Below are 20,526 nucleotides of genomic sequence, written 5' to 3'. Positions count from 1 at the left end.
GGGGGACCTTTGCTTTTTGGAGGTTTTCCATTTGATCCAAACAACCTAAAAGAAAAAATTTGGAGTAAGCTTGAATCTGGCTTTTTCATTTTACCAAGTATTCTTTTCAAACGAATAGGTTCAAAGACTCAAGTTATTCTGACAATCAGAAAAGAAGCTGCAACAATCAGAAGTCTTTTAAAAGGTTTTTCGTATTTAGATAGTCTTGTTAGTGAATTGTTAAAAGGCAAAGAACAAGAACAATCTGCAAATATCTTTGTGTCGTCAGAAGAGCTGGCAGTTCCAGCTTTTTTACGCAATGTAGAGGATGCGAGGAAAGAAATCGTACTCGAAGCAACTTCGCTTAAAAAGGTCGTCTTAGCGAGACAAATGGCAATACACGGATCATTCCAGTCGACAACTCAAATTCTTCAGCGTTTATCTGAACAACAACCACAAACTTATCTATTTCTTTTAGCATCCGATCAACATGCTTTCATTGGTGCTACACCAGAACGATTGGTCCAAGGAACGAAAAGCCAATTTATGACTGCTGGGATAGCTGGTTCGGCACCTAGAGGATCGACTGTGCAGGAAGACGATGAAATCGGTAAAGAACTTTTAAAAGACTTTAAAAATACACAAGAACACGGAATTGTTGCTCAACGATTAGAGAATCAATTAGCGAATATTGTCGCCGGCGATGTCGCTGTCTCATCCCGCCGTTTATTGAAAAACCGCGATATTCAGCATTTAGCGATGACTTTCTCTGGAGAACGTAAGCAGGGAGTCTCATTGATCGATGCAGTAAAATTGATCCATCCTTCTCCTGCTTTAGGTGGTGAACCGAAAGAACTGGCGTTGCAATGGATCAAAGATCATGAACCTTTCGGTAGAGGGTTATACGGGGCACCAATCGGGTGGTTGGACCCGATCGAGGATGTCGGTGAGTTTGCTGTAGGCATCCGATCAGGCATCTTGACTGAAACCGAAGGAATATTATATGCAGGTTGTGGCATTGTTGCGGATTCTGACCCCGAGGCAGAGCGCCAAGAAACATTGCTAAAATTTCAACCTATGCTTAGAGGAGTGAAGGGATGACTAAACAACAAGAAATGACTGCGTATTTATTGGCTTTCATCAAGGGAATGAAAGAAGGCGGGCTTAAAAATGTCGTCATCAGTCCCGGTTCACGATCGACCCCACTTGCCTTGTTACTTCATAGAGATCCGGAAATCAAAACAACGGTGATTGTAGACGAGCGATCTGCGGCATTTTGTGCATTAGGTATGGCGAAAGCATTAAAGCAACCAGTTGGAGTTCTTTGTACGTCGGGAACTGCCGCAGCGAACTTCTTTCCAGCAGTTTGTGAAGCAAAAGCAACAAACATTCCTTTGCTAGTGCTTACAGCAGACCGTCCACCAGAAGCACGTGGCGTTGGGTCGCCACAAACGATGGACCAACAAAAGTTATTTGGTTCGCATATCAAAAAGTTTATCGAATTAGCACTTCCTGAAGCCACTCCGGAAATGATACGGTATAGCTACTGGCATGGCGCCAATTGTGCCTATGAAGCAATGCGTGTACCGGCAGGGCCAATTCAGATCAACTTGCCTTTTAGAGAGCCTTTATTGCCTGATTTAACTTTTTCTCTTGATGGATCTTTTCATCCAAAAAAACTGGTTACTCAAATTGTGTCGAAGCAAATGCCAGAGCTTGTTCCTTGGCTATCAAAAAAAGGGATGATGATCGTCGGTAAAGAATTGACACCTGATGAGGCAAAAGCGTTACTTACTTTAGCAACATCTTTACAATGGCCAATCATTGGTGATCCCTTGGCAAATCTAGGTGCTTGTCAACAAATGAGCGATGGCTATCTTCCGCATGCAGATTTGATTTTTTCTGGACCGGTTCCTGAAACTCCTGAAGTCATTTGGCAATTTGGTAATCTTCCTGTAGCTAAAAATGTGATGCTTTATTTAAAAAAAAATCACGAAGCTATTTCTGACTATGTGTTGATCGATGAGGAAGAATGGCGTGATCCATTGCATTTAGGAACAAGTTTTATCCAAATCGGTGCACTTGATTTCTGTAAACTAGTATCGGAAACTTTGGATGTACTACCTAATTCGCCAACCTCTGACGCATGGTTGGCGCAATGGAAAAGAGCTTATCAAAAAGCGAGAGAAGTCATCACTAAAGAATTGTCTATCGATGAATGGAGCGAAAGCAATGCTAGTTGCCAGTTATTGCAAGCGATAAAATCAGAGGAAGCTTTATTTTTGGCAAATAGTAACGCGATCCGCTTTGTTGATCGTTTTGCTTCGCCTACTGGAGAATCATTTCCAATCTACGGAAATCGAGGGGTCAACGGGATCGACGGGTTGATTTCTACAGCAGCAGGAATCGCTTTGGTAAGGAACAAGCGGATGTTTGTTTTGATCGGCGATCTTGCGCTGTTTCATGACATGAACGCGTTGGAGCTAATTCGACGTTATCACTTACCTGTTACTTTAGTCGTATTGAACAACAATGGTGGGGGAATCTTTTCTTTTCTTCCTCAAAACCAACTCCCAGAGACTGATTTTGAACCATTGTTTGGTACGCCACTTGATTTAGAATTAGAGAAGGTAGCAGATTTATATAATGGTCATTATATACAACCAACTTCAAGTAAAGAGTTTGAGCAAGCGATTGAAAAAAGCCGGAATCAAAGGGATTGGACATTGATTGAAATTAGAGGGCAACAACAAGAACCTGTCCAGTTATGGGAACAGATGAAGCGTCGTTATCAGGAGGAAATAGGCTGATGCCAGTTAAGACTGTTCGAGGTGCTACTTACCATTACCGTTGGTTACAGCATACTGATCCAAAGCAACCAACGGTTGTTTGTTTGCATGGCTTTACCGGTAGTGCACAAACGTTCATGTTTGAGAATCCTCAGTTTAATTACTTAGCCATTGATTTGATCGGTCATGGAAAAACAGCGGTTTACCTGCATCCTTATCGTTACCAACTTACGTCATTAGTAGCCGATTTGGCGAGTTTTGTCTCATTATTAGAAATTTCCTCTTTTTATGTATTAGGCTACTCGATGGGTGCACGAGTGGCACTTGCTTGGGCAATCGAACAACCACAAGGAATCAAAGGGCTCATTTTAGAAGGTGGAACTGCCGGGATTGCGGATGAACAGCAACGAAACAGTCGTAAAAAAGCTGATCGAAAAATTTCTTTACGTTTAATGAGAGAGCCTCTGATTGATTTTGTTGATGATTGGGAGAAGTTACCACTATTTGCTTCACAACAGGCGTTACCCTTGGAACAAAAAAGCAGAGTAAGAAACGAGCGACTTGCTCAAAATAAGCTAGGTTTAGCATTAAGTCTTTACTATATGGGAACTGGCGCGCAAAAAAATTATTGGCCAGATTTAGCGAGTATCGAATGCCCACTATTGTATCTTGTTGGTCAAAAGGATGAGAAGTTTCAAAAGATCGGTAAACAAATGACAGATGTTAAAGAGATTTTTTGTTGCCAGGTCCTTGCGGATTGCGGGCACTGTTGTCACATCGAGCAACCTAGGCTATTTGAAACAACTGTTACTACTTGGATCAATGAAATGGAAAGGGAGTGGACGCCATCAAAATAGTCAACATCCAACAGTACTGTTTGCGACTACCCTTAGTGACACCTTTTAGAACGAGCTATGGTCGATTGGAAACAAAAGCTTTTGATTTGTTGATCGTGGAAGACGAGTTAGGGAATCAGGGGATAGGCGAGCTGGTCGCTTTTGAACGAGCAGATTACATTGAAGAAACGATTGATATGAGTCGATCGGTATTACAAAAAGAGCTGATTCCTTGTTTATTCGAACTTGACTTCTCGCATCCCTCAGAAATTTGGTCAGCTTTCAAGCATACGCAAGGGAATTTTATGGCAAAATCAGCAGTTGAAACAGCTGTTTGGGATCTTTATGCTCGTCGAATAGGACGCCCATTACAAAAGTTGTTTTCTGCCGAACGATCAGCGATTCCCGTAGGTGTCAGTATTGGTGTCCATGACAACCCGATAGATTTACTTGCGACTGCAAAAACTTATGTTGATCAAGGGTACCAACGAATCAAGTTGAAAATCACTCCTGGCAATGACTTAGTGCCACTGCAAGCGTTGCGTGAGCAATATCCAGAGATCCAATTGATGGCAGATGCAAATTCTGCTTATACGATCAACGATCTGCCGTTATTCAAGAAAATGGACGCCTTGAAGCTTGCGATGATCGAACAACCTTTTCACCCTCGTGACTATGTTGACCATGCCATACTTCAAAAGGAAATCAAAACAGCTGTTTGTCTTGATGAGAATATCCGAACACTGGAAGACGTAAAAACAGCTCATGCATTGGGAAGTTGTCGGGCAATCAATTTAAAGATTCCCAGAGTGGGAGGGATCACTGAGGCTTTAAGGATCGTTGATTTTTGTCAGGAAAATGACTTGCTCGTTTGGTTAGGTGGCATGTTTGAATCCGGAGTCGGTCGAGCGATGAATCTGCATTTTGCAAGTCAAGATTGCTTTACTTTTCCAGGAGACTTGTCTGCTTTTGATCGCTATTTCCATGATGATATCGTCGAACCAAAAGCTAGAATCACAAATGGACTTTTGATGATTCCTGGTCAATCAGGGATTGGTGTCACATGGCAAGAAAAGCAGTTGTTGAAGTATGCGTACGATAAAAAAACATATAGAATTAAATAGTATTTAAGAAGATGAATCACGCGTGTTTTGTAAACAGTGTGTCATTCATCTTTTTTTTTGATAAAAATCTTGTTACCGATAACAGGAATGTAAGCGTTGTCTTTCGGTTATTTATCTTTTATAGTTGTTTTTGTTAACTGAAAGACAAGGGAGGACTGAAATGAATACTGCAGCAATTTATCATCGACCCGAAAGTGAATTTGCTTATTTATACAGTGAGACAACAATGCGGATTCGCTTACGTACAAGTAAAGATGATGTCAAACACGTTTCTGTGATCAGCGGAGATCCATATACGATTTTCTCAGAAAATTGGTATTTAAAAGAACAACCAATGAAAAAAGGGTTAAGTACACTTCTTCATGATTACTGGGAAATCGAGTTGACGAGTGATACTAGACGATTGCAATACGGGTTTCACATCGTGGGAATTGATGGGATGGATTGTTTTTACGGAGACCAAGGAATATTCCCTTATCAAGAAGAAACATTGGCAAATGCAAACTATTATTTCCGTATGCCATATTTTCAACAAATCGATCGCTTCAAAGTACCTGAATGGGCAAAACAAACGATTTGGTATCAAATATTTCCTGAACGCTTTGCGAATGGTGATCCAACAAATGATCCTAAAGGGACGTTGCCTTGGGGAAGTAAAGACCCAGATCGAGAAGATTTCTTTGGCGGAGATCTTCAAGGGGTGATCGATCATCTCGATTACCTAGCTGATTTAGGGATCACAGGGATTTATTTCTGTCCTGTTTTTGAAGCAACCTCGAATCACAAATATGACACGATCGATTATTATGCGGTCGATCCACAATTTGGTGATAAAGAGTTATTGAAAGAGTTAATCACAAAAGCGCATGATAAAGGAATCCGAATCATGCTGGATGCCGTGTTCAATCATATGGGTAGTCATGCACCACAATGGCAAGATGTGATCGAAAATGGCGAGAAATCCCGCTACAAAGACTGGTTCCACATCCATTCATTTCCAGTGGATGCCTATCAAATGACAGATGTTCCTGAAACAGCCGAAAATCTGGCATATGATACGTTTGCATTTACGCCATTTATGCCTAAGCTCAATACAGCAAATCAAGAAGTACAAGATTATTTATTAGATATTGCCACGTATTGGGTCAAGGAATTTGATATCGATGGATGGCGGTTAGATGTAGCAAATGAAGTGGATCATCATTTTTGGAAGAAATTCAGAGAAGCGGTCACTACGATCAAACCTGATATTTATATTTTAGGTGAAATCTGGCATTCTTCTCAAGCTTGGTTACAGGGCGATGAATTCCATGCGGTGATGAACTACGCCTTTATGGATTCGATCAAAGACTATTTCGTCCATAAAAAAATCACACCCACTCAAATGGTCAGTGGCATGAATCATCAGCAAATGCTATATCGTGATCAAGTCAATGAAGGAACATTCAATCTATTGGATTCTCATGATACAGCAAGAATATTGACTTTGTGTAAAGAGGACAAGGAACTGATGAAATCAGTGTTAGCTTTCATGTTCTTACAAAAAGGGGCGCCTTGCATCTACTACGGAACAGAAATCGGCATGACAGGTCATGATGATCCTGACTGTCGAAAATGTATGGTCTGGGAAAAGGACCAGCAAGATCTTGAATTGAAGGGGTTCGTCAAAGAATTGATCTGTGTGCGTAAACAAGTGCAACAAGTGTTGATTGAAGGGGATCTGACTTGGCGATCGGTCGACGATAAAAACGAACAAATTCATTTGACTCGTCATCTCGATCAGCAAACCATTCATGCTTATTTCAATCAAGGAACAGAACCGTACTTGGTCGATTTAGAAAATGATGTTTTATTCAGCCAAAATTGTGACATCTTAAAAGACGGCAAAGCTGAAGTCCAAACGAATGGATTTTTGATCCTTTGTTAAGTTGTTATCGGTAACATAGAGAAAGCGTTTGCAAATCAAGCTTTTGTAAACATATAATCAAATTGTAAGAGGAATAGAATAGAATCGGAGGAAAAAAAATGAGTAAACAGTTGCTAAAAAAATTCGGGTTAGGTGCATTATCTTTAGGGTTTATCGGGGGACTTGCTGCCTGTGGTAATGGCGGGTCTTCAACTGCAGCAAATGAAGAAGATGGAAAATCATTAACGATTTCTGTCGACTCTGGCTACAAAGACTATGTCAATGAGATCAAAACAAAATTTGAAGAAGACAACGACGTAAAAATCAAGTTAGTCGAAAAAGACATGTTCGAACAATTGGAATCGCTTGCGCTTGATGGTCCTGCAGGTAAGGCACCAGATGTCATGATGGCAGCTTATGACCGGATCGGAGCGTTAGGTCAACAAGGACATTTGGCAGAAGTGAAATTGGGTAACGAAGCAGATTACAATGATACGGATAAAGCCCAAGTGACTTATGAAGATAAAATCTATGGGGCACCGGCAGTTATCGAAACACTAGTCTTATATTATAACAAAGACCTAGTGGACACTGCACCGACAACCTTTAAAGATTTGGAAGCGTTAGCAAAAGATGAACGTTTCAATTTCGAATCCGAAGAAGGAACAAACACAGGATTTTTAGCAAAATGGACTGATTTTTATTATTCATATGGCTTGATTTCAGGTTACGGTGGGTATGTATTTGGTGAAGATGGAACAGACCCATCTGAAATTGGCTTAAACAATGCTGGAGCAGTAGAAGGAATCACTTATGCCACAGATTGGTTCCAAAATGTTTGGCCTAAAGGAATGCAAGATATCAAGAGTGCTGGCGACTTTGTCAACCAACAGTTCATGTCAAATAAGACAGCAGCGATTATCGATGGTCCTTGGCAAGCACAAACCTATCAAGAAAACGACCTCAATTATGGCGTATCAAAAATCCCAACATTGAATAATGGTGAATCTTATCAACCATTTGGTGGAGGAAAAGGTTGGGTCGTAAGTAACTACTCTAAGAATAAAGAAGTGGCTCAAAAATGGTTAGATTATGTAACCAATACAGAAAACCAAGAAAAATTCTTTGAAATGGTCAACGAAGTACCAGCCAATCAAGCGGCTCGTGAAACAGCAAAAGGCACAAATGATGAATTGACGACTGCAGTTATTGAACAATATGAAACTGCACAAGCAATGCCAAATATTCCAGAGATGGCAGAAGTTTGGACAGGCGCAGAAAACTTGATGTTTGATGCTGGTTCAGGCAGAAAAACACCAAAAGAATCGGCTGACGACGCGGTGAAGACGATCAGCGAAGCAATTGAGCAAAAATATTAATTAGATCATCAAAAAGGTTGGAGCTGTGAAGGAAATTGCTTCTCAGCTCCATGTTTTACCTTTGATGAACGTGAGATGATTTTATAGAAAAGGCGCTTCAACATACAGCACCTGTTTTTAGTATCAAGAGGGGGGAACAATACCATGCAACAAGAAGATACAGCGGTCAATGTCAAAGGCACGATGTTACGTTCGATCATTCCAGGACTGGGTCAATTTGCAAATGGTCAAGTATTTAAAGGGGTCGTATTTTTAGGACTATTTATCGGATTTATCATCCAAATGGTTTTAGGTGGTTTTCAATCCTTAATAGGTTTAGTTACCTTAGGGAGTGTACCAATGGAAGATCACTCATTATTTATGTTGATCCAAGGAACTTTGCAATTGATTGTGACAGCCTTGTTTTTATTTTTTTATTTCATCAATCTAGTAGATGCAAAACGTGTCGCAGTCATGAGAAAAGAAGGGAAAAAGATCAATCGAACAATGAAGGAAGTCATACATAATGTGGGTGATGAAGGCTTTCCTTATCTCTTGACGCTTCCAGCGTATCTATTGATGATTTTCACGATCATCTTTCCGGTTCTAGTGACATTATTTACAGCATTTACAAACTATGATTTCCAACACATCCCACCAGCAAGTTTGATCGACTGGGTGGGAGCAGAAAACTTCTTCAGTATTTTCTTTTTAAGTTCTTATCGAAATACATTTGTTGCCGTGTTCTCTTGGACCGTCATCTGGACGCTTTGTGCCACTACTTTACAAATCACGTTAGGCGTATTTACAGCAGTGATCGCGCACCAGAAATTTATCAAGTTCAAACGTGTTTTTGGAATTATTTTCCTTTTGCCATGGGCAGTCCCAGCATTTATCACGATCATGAGTTTTTCAAACATCTTTAACGATAGTGTGGGAGCGATCAACACGCAAGTTATTCCATTCTTGAATAATATCCCCTTTGTAGATATTGCCTCCGTTCCTTGGAAAACTGATCCGAACTGGACAAAAGTCGCAATCATCTTGATACAAGGCTGGTTAGGTTTTCCTTACATCTATGTGATGGTCACAGGTATCTTACAATCGATTTCTGAAGATCTTTACGAAGCAGCGAAAATCGACGGTGCGAATGCTTGGCAGCGCTTCTCAAGTATCACGTTGCCAGCAATCTTTCTTGTAGCAGCACCAACGTTCATCACACAGTATACAGGGAACTTCAATAACTTCTCCATGATCTACCTCTTCAATAATGGGGGACCGGGAAGTGTCGGTGGTGGTGCAGGATCAACAGATATCTTGATTTCGTGGATCTATAAATTGACCACGGGGACCTCGCCACAGTATTCGATGGCTTCTGCGATCACGCTGATCATTTCGATGATCGTCATTGCCGTTTCTCTGTTGGTATTCAAGAAAACTAATGCGTTCAAAATGGAGGACTAGTCATGAAAAAATTTAGTACGAGTGCTAAGTTCCAACGGAGACTTTCGCATTTCTTCACTTATGTGTTTTTGATCCTATTGTCGATCATTATCATCTATCCGTTATTGATCACAGCTAGTACTGCTTTCAAACCAGGCAATATTGCTGCTTTTAGTTTGGATTTCTCCGGTGATTGGACCTTAAATAATTTTTCTCGCTTATTCAATGAAACCTTGTATGGCACGTGGTATAAAAATACGTTGATCATTTCTGTTTTAACGATGGTCATTCAAGTAACTGTTGTGACACTTGCTGGTTATACGTATAGTCGTTATCGTTTCATCGGAAGAAAATCAAGTTTGATGTTCTTTCTAGTGATCCAGATGGTACCAACGATGGCAGCATTGACCGCTTTTTATGTGATGGCCTTTCTATTAGGTGCATTGGATCGTTATTGGTTCCTGACAATGATCTATATCGGTGGGGGAATCCCAATGAACACTTGGCTGATGAAAGGATACTTCGATACAGTCCCAATCGATTTAGATGAATCAGCTAAATTGGATGGTGCAGGACACTTTAGGATTTTCTTGCAAATCGTCTTACCATTAGTCAAACCAATGATCGCAGTCCAAGCGCTTTGGGCATTTATGGGACCATTTGGTGACTTCATGTTGGCACGTTTCCTACTTCGTACGCCTGAAAATCAAACAGTCGCAGTTGGATTACAAACCTTTATTTCTGATGTAACCAACCAACGCGTTTCTCTGTTTGCGGCGGGAGCAATCTTGATTGCTGTACCAATATGTTTATTGTTCTTCTTTTTACAAAAAAACTTTGTGACCGGACTGACATCAGGCGGGACCAAAGGTTAGGAGTCGTTTGCTATGGATAAATTCCCACTCAATTACTTTTCAAGCTTAAGAAGTCCAAAACAGTTGTTTTTAGGTAGAAAACAACTCACTTGGCCAAAATTTATCGTGATCTTTCTGTTTCTGATTTCTTTTATGGTCATGCCGATTACTTTATTTTATACGAATCAAGTCTCGGCGATCCCGATGGAACAATTCTTATCGGTGAATACGTTGATCGATCAGGAAGGGGTGGCACGCTTACGTGAACTACAACTTACGAACGGTCGCTTAACAGCTGACTCTGAGATCATCAGTGTAACAAACGATGTCATCATCGGAACAGCACTGACGCCAGAAGAAATGGCAGAAAGAGGAGCCGCAATCAATTTTGAAGAGACCAGCTGGACGATCCGTCAAGAAGAGGATGGACAAACACGAGAATACAATATGTCATATCCCTCCTCATTTGATTTTATGAGAATAACAAGTCCTAAAGAGTTTGAACAGTTTTTAGAGAATGAATTTTATGCGAGTAATCGACCGATGATCATTTTATCTTACAGTTTGACGTTAGGTATTTTATTGTTTATCATGACTGGCTTGATTTTGTTCGGCGCTGCCTTCTTTTTATGGCTAACAAGAAAAAGCAAATTCTCTTCCATAAAAAACTTTAAAGAGAGCGCAAATTTGATGTTGAATGTTCTAGGTGTGAGTTCGATAATTGCTGGTTTTGTCGGTTTTATCCATTTTGATTTTGTCTTGATGATGGGCATCCAGTCGACCATAGCCGTTTTATTGTTACTATGGATTTTCGCTAAAACTGGCTTCAAAGATTCAAAAGCGATCCAAGTCTGATCGAATCAAAAAATGAAGAATGTAAGAGGGAAAGCAGAAATGTCTTCCTCCTTACATTCTTTATTTTTGTGTTTCTGAAATTTTCAAAAAGCTTTTATTTATTACCTGTAATCTGTTGATTCTTTGACGAAATAGGTATAACGTAATAGTGTAATTTTTGTTTTAGGAGGATCATTATGTTAGAAAAAACAATTTATCATCAACTATTTTCGCACTCTTTTTCACTTCCAGTAGAAGTCACGTATTGGGATGGAACGACGAAGCAGTATGGGGATACCGATAACCCTCCACAAATCAAAATCACGTTCAATGAAGAGATCCCAATCAAAGAGTTGACGAAAAATGCTTCTCTTTCTTTAGGGGAAGCTTATATGGATCATCGCATTGAAATCGAAGGGAATATCCAATCATTGATCAACGATGCATACAGTCATACCGATAGTTTCTTGCGTAGCAAAGATTATCTGAAGTGGTTACCAAAAAAAGAGAAACACACAAAGCAACAAAATAAAGCGGATATCCATGCTCATTATGACCTAGGTAATGATTTTTATCGCTTATGGCTTGATTCAACGTTGACGTATTCTTGTGCTTATTTCAAAACTCCAGAAGATAGTCTGGAGCAAGCACAGATCAATAAAGTCCATCATATTTTAGATAAGCTATTTATCAAAGAAGGAGAATCCCTCTTGGATATTGGTTGTGGCTGGGGAACGTTACTATTTACTGCGGCAAAAGAATATCATGTCAAAGCGACTGGTATTACTCTCAGTGAAGAACAATACAACTTCATCACCAATAAAATCAAAGAAGAGCATCTAGAAGACCAATGTCGTGTGTTTCTAATGGATTACCGTGAGTTGAAAGGGGAGACTTTCGATCATATCACCAGTGTGGGGATGTTCGAACACGTAGGGTCAGAAAATCTACCTGAATATTTCAAAGTAGTCAAAGATTTGTTGAAACCTAAAGGAACTGCTTTGATCCATGGAATCAGCCGACAACAAGGTGGCGCAACGAATGCGTGGATCAATAAATATATTTTCCCTGGCGGTTATGTACCAGGTGTGACAGAACTGATTAAGGATATCACGGAAAACGATCTACAAGTGATCGACCTAGAAAGTCTACGTCGTGATTACCAATGGACATTACAACATTGGACGCAACGTTTCCATGCGGTTCAAGAGCAGGTGACTCAGGAGATGGGTGATCGGTTCTATCGTATGTGGGATCTTTATTTACAAGCCTGTGCCGCATCTTTTGAATCGAGCAATATCGATGTGATCCAGTACTTGTTAGTCCATCCAGGGAACAATTCGATCCCAATGCATCGGAAATAATTTATTGAGTTTTGTTTTTTTATTTAAATGAAAAGAACCTGTTTTTACTTTTTTACGTAAAAACAAGTTCTTTTTTAGTTGTAAAATCAGACTATAGACTGATTTTTCATGGTATCGGCTGACAGTATTCACTCTTTTCGTTATACTGAGAATAGATACCTAATAAAAAGGAGAATTGTTATGAAATCAAAAGTTATTTTTACAGGCTTATTTTCTTTACTACTTTTAGCGGGGTGCCAGCCAAACCAAACAAATACCCCTTCAAGTACGACCAACCAGTCGTCAGAAACGACCGTAACTTCTACGAATAAGACAGAAGAATCTAGCACAACTGCTGGTTCTGCTGCTTCTAGTGATTCATCCTCTTCACAAACAGCAAACCCTAATATTCAAGTTTCTGCGGATCGCGCGATTGAATTATTCCAAAACAAATACCCAGATGCAGCAATCACTAGCTTAGAACTCGATAGTGATTGGGGAAGCTACTTCTACAAAATTGAAGGTGTCGATGATCAAAACGAATATTCAGTGAAAATCAATGCGATGGACGAAAAACTTGAGGCAGAGAATCCAGAGCAATTAGATCGTGACGAACAAAACGGCCAGAAAAAATCAGAAGACGGCTTAGATGTCAGCAATCTGATCTCGATTGAAGAAGCTGGGAAAATCGCGGTTGAAAAAGTTGGCGCTGGAACTGCTACAGATTGGGACCTTGATAAAGAATTAGGAACTACTTACTGGGATGTCAAAGTGAAAAATGGCAACCAAACAACAAATGTAAAAATCAATAGTCAAACAGGAGAAGTATTGTCTTCAGAAATCGATGATTGATCGAACATTCGATAAATTTTTGTTGATTTTGTTCGCTTAAATGATACACTAGAAAAAACGCTTTATTAAAAGGAGAGAATAACTTGAGCTTAACGACTACTTTCTTAAATCATTCTTTTGAAAATCCCTTGATGAACGCTTCTGGTGTCCATTGCATGACTACAGCGGAATTAGATGAACTTGCACATTCGAATGCGGGGGCGTTCATTACAAAAAGCTGTACCATCAATGAGCGAGCAGGAAACCCTGAACCTCGTTATTATGATGTGCCACTGGGAAGTATCAATTCGATGGGCTTACCAAACTTAGGTTTTTCCTATTATCTGGATTATGCATTGGCCTACGAGAAAGAGCATGGACAAGAACAACCATTGTTTTTCTCGATTGCTGGTATGAGTGCAGAGGAAAATCTGGAAATGTTGAAGTTGATCGAAGAGAGTGATTACCAAGGGATCACTGAGCTGAATCTTTCATGCCCGAACGTTCCAGGAAAACCGCAGCTAGCTTACGATTTCGAGGCAACAGCAGCTTTATTGAAAGAAGTCTTTCAAGTGTTCTCAAAACCGTTGGGAATCAAACTTCCTCCTTATTTTGATTTCGCCCACTTTGATCAAATGGCGGAAATCTTGAATCAGTACCCGATCGCCTATGTGAACTCGATCAACAGTGTAGGAAATGGCCTTTATATCGATACTGAGAGTGAAACAGTCGTCATCAAACCAAAAGACGGCTTTGGTGGACTTGGAGGCGAATATATCAAACCTACTGCGTTAGCGAATGTCCGGGCATTTTATACCCGCTTGAAACCAGAGATCAAAATCATCGGTACTGGCGGTATCCGCAATGGACAAGATGCTTTTGAACATTTATTATGTGGCGCAAGCATGTTACAGATCGGCACGGAACTTCACAAAGAGGGAGTAGCTATTTTTGATCGTATCAGTAAAGAATTGGAGACGATCATGGCGGAAAAAGGCTACCATTCAATCGACGAATTTAGAGGGAAATTACGCTCGATATCGTAATACCTCCTTCATTCTTATAACTAGAGAAGAACACTTGAAGCATTCAGCTGCTTCAAGTGTTTTTCTATTTAGAATAAGAGACTAGGCGTAAACATTGTTGCTTTTTCTGTCATATGAGAAAATAACCGTAACTGAGGAGGGAGAGCATGAAAGATGCAACATATCTTGCGAATGGTTTAAAAACAAAGCAATTCAGCTCGGAAGAACTTTTTACAGAAACAAAGCGAAAAATCGAAAAGCTCAATCCAGAAATCAACGCATTTGTCACACTTGAATCACTTGATTTCCAATCAAATGGAAAACAACCACAATTGGAGAGTGATTCGCTACTAGCAGGAATCCCATTTCCTTTAAAAATGCTAGGACAAGAAAAAAAAGGCTGGTTAGCAACTTCTGGTTCACGGATTTTTGAACAACACCGAGCGTCTAAAAATTCGAATTATGTCCAAGCAGTTGAAAAAACTGGTTTCATTCCATTTGGACAAACGAATGCGCCTGAATTTGGCTTTAAGAATATTACCGATCCACAATTATATGGCCCAGCACGAAACCCATGGAACTTGGCATACTCTCCAGGAGGATCAAGTGGCGGAGCTGCAGCGGCAGTTGCGGCAGGGATCGTTCCGATGGCAGGTGCCAGTGACGGGGGTGGTTCGATCCGTATTCCAGCCTCATTTTCTGGCTTGATCGGCTTGAAGCCATCAAGAGGAACAATGCCAGTCGGTCCAAATGCTTGGCGAGGCTGGCAAGGAGCGTCCATCGACTTCGGATTAACGGTTTCCATGAGAGATACGAAAGCGTTGTTCCACGCTTTACAAGGGATCAATAGTGGGGCACCTTATCAAGTGACACCAGCATTTTGGCAACAGCATCCAGTAAAGGAACGTTTGAAAATCGCTGTCTGTGTTGATTCACCAATCGGCTCGAAAGTAAGTGTAGATGCTCAAATTGCTATTCAAAATGCACTGCATTTTCTAGAACAATCAGGACATGAAATCGTTGAGATTCCATATCCTTTAGATGGACGTACATTGATCAACTCCTATTATCAAATGAATGGTGCTGAAACGGCAGCAATGATCGAGTCGATCGAAAATGGGTTGCAGCGAGGGATAGAAAGCAACGAGCTGGAGCCAATCTCATGGACATTATGGCAATATGGTAAAAAACTTTCTGCAGCAGACTATGTGCATTCATTGCACGTATGGGATCATGCGGCTGTCACGATGGAAAGCTTATTTGAGTCCTTTGATTTGTTTCTCTCACCAACCACTGCGGATACTGCGCCTAAAATCGCAGCTGACTTACAAAGTGACTCGATTCGCCAGCAGATGGCTGATGTCTCTCATTTATCGGCAGATGAAGGGTTGGCAGTCGTGTCAGCGATGTTTGAAGAGAGCTTGACGATTACTCCTTATACACAACTAGCGAACTTAACTGGGCAACCTGCAATCAGTCTACCTACACATGTTAGTGAAGAAGGATTGCCACTAGGGATTCAGTTTATGGCTGCCAGAGGAAGAGAAGACTTACTGTTTCAGATTGGTGAATTATTTGAAAAACATGGTTTGTTTTATCTTCCGCCAGAAATCGAGAAAGCGTAAGAGAGCAACAGAACAAATGAATCGTGCGATTTTTAATACGGAATAGCAAACAGGTAGAAGAATTTACCGTTAAGTCGATCGATCAATAAAACACGAGTGCAATTGAAAAGACGAAAAATGTGATGTTTGAGCTGCATTTTTCGTCTTTTCTATGTTGCTTTTTTTATTGTTAGACAAGTAGCATACAAAAAAATAAAATGGTAGTTGGATTATCTTGGCTTTTCAGGTAGAATAAAAAGCGAAAGTATGTTCGGAGGTGAAGTGTATGAAAACTCCTTTAACGATCGAGCTGGAATCATCGTTGTATCATTATTGTATCGAACAGGGAGGGATCGTGGTCGAGGAAGTGACAATGCCTGAGGATCATGGAATCGTGGATACTTTAAGTTGTCTGATGAAATTTGACGGAACAAGAGAATGGCGCTGTTATGAATTGAAAGTCACAAAAGCTGATTTTCGCTCAACTGCTAAATTGTCCTTTGTCGGTCACTATAATTATTTTGTTTTACCAAAAAATTTATATGAAGAAGTCAAAAGTGAGATCCCACCAGAGATTGGTGTATTAGTTTATCGTTCGTATGCACTAGAAGAGGAAATGCCTGTTCCTGGAACTTTTATTATTGCAAAAAAAGCAATGCGCCGTGAGTTAGGTGTAGCAGAAGAGGCATTGACAAATCGTTTTATGGCTTCTTTGTTTAGAGAAGTCAGAAAAGCCAAACAAATGGAACGGGGAGTAAAATATTTCCCTTCAGACCAGCTGTATAAAGAATTAAAAAAACGCTCAGAAACGCAAGATCCTTTCTCAAAAGAACGCTACTATGAACGCTTTATCGAAGAAATCGAAAGTCAAGCAATCCATGATCTGCAAGAAGAAAATCGTGCCTTGCGAAAAGAACAGGACTGGTTGCGCCAGCAACGTCATATTCGTCGTCTGCCAACTGAACCATTGGAGTGAAAACAGTATATGTATTATCCTTATTTACGTGGCAAACAATTTGATTTACTTGCATTAAAAGAAAGCTTGAATCGTGGACTTTTATCCACTAAGATTCAGCCAATCATCGAGCCAGTACGTGATTCGGCGACGCTCAAAAATGTTGTCGAGTTGTTTCAAAAAAAGAATCATCCGCTGATTATTATAAAGAATCCGCAAGTGGGTCAGTTCAAACTGTTCGATCAACCGATCCACACATGGGTGACCAGTGAAGATAGCTCGTTAGCAGAGGCAGAGATCATTACGCCGAGCAATTATGAAAGAATGGTTGAATCACCACCGCCATTCATTATTTTTGATGGACAACATCAACCTAGAGAAAATGCAATTTGGCAAGCTTTGATCAAAACTAATGCGACATTTTTCATTCCTGATTCTAGTCGCTTACGCATGCAATTGCCTAAGAATAAAATCATTGTCCGTGATCAATTTCAAACGAGACGGCATGTGGAAAATTATGCAGAAAAAAATGATGATTTTTTTAGCGATGATCATCTTTTCTTTCAAATGGATGGCTATCATGGGTTTTCCGATTTTACGATCGAAGGCAGTCGTTACTTCGATAAAGGATTTCCCAGTCGAGCGTTGGCCTTGCATATTACATACGTCGATGCTTATGGGAATATGCGAATCAAACACTTCATTTCAGATACCAATGATTCCGCAAAAGATCAAGCATTGAAATTTATGGAAGCAGCCAATAAAATGTACGGTTGGTTGATGAGGAACCATCAACAAATTTATATCACGGAAGGATTACTTGAGCTTGTCAGCTTGTATCGCCAACAAAAATTCCCGGGTCTGGGAGTTTTGAAGAAATGGACATTGTTACATCATCTTGAATTAGTTAGTCAGCTTTTAGATCATCCGACAGACTGGTTACGCAGTGGTTCAAGAATAGACAAGCTATACAAGTTGATCACAGATCAATAAAAGGAGCAGAGATATGTACCTTAGAAAAACTACATTAGATGATGTGCCGAGAGTGCTACAAATCATTGATCAAGCTGCAGCATACCTTGCTGAGCAAGGATTGCCTCAATGGCAGGGAGAGCAAAAACCATCAAAAGAACGAATCATCGAAGACATTGAAAGGCAGGAAAGCTTCGTCTTGATTGACGAAGAAGACATCGTTGGCACTGCGGCGCTTGTTGCAGGCATTGATCCGGTCTATACAGCAATTGCAGGAAATTGGGAGGGGAGAGAGCCGTATCTTTCCATCCATCGAGTTGCTCTTGATCAAAATGTAAGAGGAAAAAGACTTGGCAAACAATTATTAGAACATTTATTGACCGTTGCCGCATGTCAAGGAATCAAGGACGTTCGGATCGATACTTTCCCCACCAATCATCCAATGGAAAAAACGATTTACTCGGCAGGTTTTCATTATTGTGGCATGATTGAATTTCCATTCACACACGGAGAAAGAAAAGCCTATCAAAAATTATTGTGAATTGCTCAAAACCAAAAGCAAGCCAACTGTTCAGCGATGATCCGCTGCATGGATGGCTTGCTTTAAATTTTTTGTTTCGATTTCTAACGTCTGATTATTTTCAAATGAGATCAAGGTAGGAATAAGTGTTAATTTTTCAAGTTCTTTTTGATCTTTTTCAAAGAGAGCGAGCCTTTGCCTGATTTTATCTGGTGAGTCTCCGCGAAGTACAAATCGTTCATACAACTTTTCTTTTGCTACTGTGATGAAGACAGGTACGATACAACGACCAAATTGTTCATACAAGTGCCAAAAACCTGGGGCTGTAAGGACCGTGAAGCAGTCACCCTGTGCAAGCTTCGTTGAGATCTCTTGTTTACTTGAGCCATAATAGTGATCGGCGTACCGATCCCATTCGGCAAATTCCTGATGGGCGATCATTTCTTCAAAGGTCTCTTGAGAAACAAAATGGTAATCAAGGTGATTTTTTTCATTTTTTCGTGGGGGGCGGGTCGTATACGTAATGATCTTTTGTTGTGGAGAAAAAATTGCATGAGCTAGTGTCGTCTTTCCGGAACCAGAAGGCCCAATAAATACATAACATTTATTCATAGGAAATATTCCTTTCTATAGTTACATGATCAAAGACATGTACATAACTAATATATACCGAAAAGTGGAAATCTGTCATTTAAAATAAAAAAACTTAACCAATTTAAACAGGTCATCTGTTCAAACCAGCCAAGTTCAGTATACTTAAATGTTAAAATAAAAGATAGCTTTATACCAGTATACCAGTAACAATTGCGCTTAAAAAGCTGACTAATGAAGCGGTGAACAAAATTTTCAATCCATGTTTTGCTACAAGATTACCTTTTTCTTCATTCAACCCTTTCATTGCCCCTGAAATGATCCCAATTGAAGAGAAGTTCGCAAATGATACTAAGAAGACTGATAAGATAGCGGTGGTACGTTCTGTAAATTCAAAAGTCCCAGTCGATAATTCAGTCATTGCTACAAACTCATTTGTCACAAGTTTTGTTGCCATGATACTACCGGCATCAACCGCTTCTTTCCAAGGAATCCCACTGATAAATGCAAATGGCGCAAAAATATACCCTAAAATCTGTTGGAAGGTAATCCCAAAAATCCCGTTGAACAAGGCATTGATCATAGCAATCAAAGCAACAAAACCGATCAACATTGCAGCCACCGTGATCGCTACATGGAAACCATCTAAAATATATTCGCCTAACATTTGGAAAAATGTTTGTTCTTTGTCTTCTTCAATCACTAATTCATCTTCTTTTTCGTCTAACTCATAAGGATTGACGATCGAAGCAAGAATATACCCACCAAAAAGATTCAACACTAAAGCAGTGATCACGTATTTTGAATCAATCAATGCCATATAGGAACCCACGATGGACATCGAAACAGTTGACATTGCAGAAACACTCATCGAGAACAGACGCTTTTCTGTCAAGAAAGGTAGTTCCTTTTTGATGGAGATAAAAACTTCTGATTGGCCTAAAATTGCTGAAGCAACACCATTATAAGATTCTAATTTACCCATTCCGTTGATTTTACTCAATCCTAAACCGACTGCTTTCATAAATAAAGGAAGAATCTTGATGTAACGCAAAATCCCAATAATTGCAGAGATAAAGACGATTGGCATCAACACATTCAAGAAGAATGGGGCACTTCCAACGTTTGCTACACCTCCAAAGACGAAATTGACACCTTCACCGGCAAATGCCAATAAGTGATCAAATAGCTTGGCTAGCATCGCAACAACCGCTGTACCAAAAGTCGTACGTAATAAAACAAATCCAAACGCAAATTGCAACACGAGCATGATGATCAATGGTTTGCGTTTGATGGCTTTTCGATCGCTACTGATCAAAACCGCTAACCCAAAAATTAAAAGTAAACCTATTATTCCAATAAACTGACTCAAAAAAATCACTCCTTACCAAATTCCGTTTAATTCTACATGTTATTTTTAAAGAATACGAATCTTTTGAGAGAAATTTCATGAGATTTTTAGACTAAAGCGTATACATGGAAGAGAGGGGAAAGACAGGTGTCTTTTAATGGGGAGAAGTGGATCAGGAAATCCTAAATTATTGATTTACTTTAACGGTGGT

At 40.0% G+C, this 20,526-nt stretch carries 18 protein-coding genes; 16 read left to right on the top strand and 2 right to left on the bottom strand.

The annotated features are described in order from the left end of the window. The first annotated feature begins 9 nt into the window (after nucleotides 1–9). From IGK77_RS07655 to IGK77_RS07580, 16 genes are all read left to right on the top strand, one after another. Nucleotides 10–1,080 (top strand): isochorismate synthase, encoded by a 1,071-nt coding sequence (locus IGK77_RS07655; RefSeq protein ID WP_256209229.1) that lies wholly within the window; start codon nucleotides 10–12, stop codon nucleotides 1,078–1,080. Next, complete coding sequence (gene menD, locus IGK77_RS07650; RefSeq protein WP_074799027.1) at nucleotides 1,077–2,789, top strand: 2-succinyl-5-enolpyruvyl-6-hydroxy-3-cyclohexene-1-carboxylic-acid synthase; 1,713 nt, start codon at nucleotides 1,077–1,079, stop codon at nucleotides 2,787–2,789. The genes IGK77_RS07655 and menD overlap by 4 nt, the downstream gene beginning before the upstream one ends. Then, on the top strand, nucleotides 2,789–3,625 hold the full coding sequence (menH, locus tag IGK77_RS07645; protein WP_074799026.1) for a 2-succinyl-6-hydroxy-2,4-cyclohexadiene-1-carboxylate synthase: 837 nt from the start codon (nucleotides 2,789–2,791) through the stop codon (nucleotides 3,623–3,625). The genes menD and menH overlap by 1 nt, the downstream gene beginning before the upstream one ends. Beyond that, a complete protein-coding gene (gene menC, locus IGK77_RS07640; protein ID WP_074799330.1) occupies nucleotides 3,616–4,728 on the top strand; it encodes an o-succinylbenzoate synthase in 1,113 nt (370 codons plus the stop codon). The genes menH and menC overlap by 10 nt, the downstream gene beginning before the upstream one ends. A 160-nt stretch (nucleotides 4,729–4,888) precedes the next feature. After that, nucleotides 4,889–6,655 (top strand): glycoside hydrolase family 13 protein, encoded by a 1,767-nt coding sequence (locus IGK77_RS07635; RefSeq protein WP_071867083.1) that lies wholly within the window; start codon nucleotides 4,889–4,891, stop codon nucleotides 6,653–6,655. 98 nt (nucleotides 6,656–6,753) lie between these two features. Beyond that, nucleotides 6,754–8,013, top strand: coding sequence for an extracellular solute-binding protein (locus tag IGK77_RS07630; RefSeq protein WP_074799023.1), 1,260 nt, complete (start codon nucleotides 6,754–6,756; stop codon nucleotides 8,011–8,013). A gap of 144 nt (nucleotides 8,014–8,157) precedes the next feature. Then, nucleotides 8,158–9,456 carry a carbohydrate ABC transporter permease gene (locus IGK77_RS07625; RefSeq protein ID WP_074799021.1) on the top strand — a complete coding sequence of 433 codons (1,299 nt, stop codon included), beginning with the start codon at nucleotides 8,158–8,160 and terminating at the stop codon, nucleotides 9,454–9,456. 2 nt (nucleotides 9,457–9,458) lie between these two features. Then, nucleotides 9,459–10,310, top strand: a complete 852-nt coding sequence (locus IGK77_RS07620; RefSeq protein WP_010735425.1) for a sugar ABC transporter permease — start codon at nucleotides 9,459–9,461, stop codon at nucleotides 10,308–10,310. Nucleotides 10,311–10,322: 12 nt separating this feature from the next. Then, nucleotides 10,323–11,144: a maltodextrose utilization protein MalA gene (locus tag IGK77_RS07615; RefSeq protein ID WP_074799020.1), complete on the top strand. Its 822-nt coding sequence runs from the start codon at nucleotides 10,323–10,325 to the stop codon at nucleotides 11,142–11,144. A 176-nt stretch (nucleotides 11,145–11,320) separates the two neighbouring features. After that, complete coding sequence (locus IGK77_RS07610) at nucleotides 11,321–12,487, top strand: SAM-dependent methyltransferase (RefSeq protein WP_074799019.1); 1,167 nt, start codon at nucleotides 11,321–11,323, stop codon at nucleotides 12,485–12,487. A 180-nt stretch (nucleotides 12,488–12,667) separates the two neighbouring features. Beyond that, entirely contained in the window at nucleotides 12,668–13,318 is a 651-nt protein-coding gene (locus tag IGK77_RS07605) for a PepSY domain-containing protein (protein WP_074799018.1), read from the top strand. 83 nt (nucleotides 13,319–13,401) lie between these two features. Continuing rightward, the gene (locus IGK77_RS07600) at nucleotides 13,402–14,343 is read left to right on the top strand and encodes a dihydroorotate oxidase (protein WP_074799017.1); all 942 of its coding nucleotides are present in this window, start codon (nucleotides 13,402–13,404) and stop codon (nucleotides 14,341–14,343) included. Between the two features lie 146 nt (nucleotides 14,344–14,489). Next, nucleotides 14,490–15,947 (top strand): amidase, encoded by a 1,458-nt coding sequence (locus tag IGK77_RS07595; RefSeq protein WP_074799016.1) that lies wholly within the window; start codon nucleotides 14,490–14,492, stop codon nucleotides 15,945–15,947. Between the two features lie 265 nt (nucleotides 15,948–16,212). Further along, nucleotides 16,213–16,902: a hypothetical protein gene (locus tag IGK77_RS07590; RefSeq protein WP_074799015.1), complete on the top strand. Its 690-nt coding sequence runs from the start codon at nucleotides 16,213–16,215 to the stop codon at nucleotides 16,900–16,902. Nucleotides 16,903–16,911: 9 nt separating this feature from the next. Then, on the top strand, nucleotides 16,912–17,874 hold the full coding sequence (locus IGK77_RS07585) for a sce7725 family protein (RefSeq protein WP_074799014.1): 963 nt from the start codon (nucleotides 16,912–16,914) through the stop codon (nucleotides 17,872–17,874). A 13-nt stretch (nucleotides 17,875–17,887) separates the two neighbouring features. After that, on the top strand, nucleotides 17,888–18,394 hold the full coding sequence (locus tag IGK77_RS07580; protein WP_071867072.1) for a GNAT family N-acetyltransferase: 507 nt from the start codon (nucleotides 17,888–17,890) through the stop codon (nucleotides 18,392–18,394). Nucleotides 18,395–18,424: 30 nt separating this feature from the next. Here IGK77_RS07580 and IGK77_RS07575 read toward each other — a convergent pair whose 3' ends face one another. After that, nucleotides 18,425–18,985, bottom strand: a complete 561-nt coding sequence (locus tag IGK77_RS07575) for a guanylate kinase (protein ID WP_071867071.1) — start codon at nucleotides 18,983–18,985, stop codon at nucleotides 18,425–18,427. Nucleotides 18,986–19,154: 169 nt separating this feature from the next. After that, a complete protein-coding gene (locus IGK77_RS07570) occupies nucleotides 19,155–20,336 on the bottom strand; it encodes a NupC/NupG family nucleoside CNT transporter (protein ID WP_065095829.1) in 1,182 nt (393 codons plus the stop codon). Nucleotides 20,337–20,526 lie beyond the last annotated feature (190 nt).

This window comes from Enterococcus sp. DIV0806c (assembly GCF_051710905.1).
Lineage (GTDB): Bacteria > Bacillota > Bacilli > Lactobacillales > Enterococcaceae > Enterococcus_B > Enterococcus_B mundtii.
This window is presented reverse-complemented; position numbering and strand designations above follow the sequence as displayed.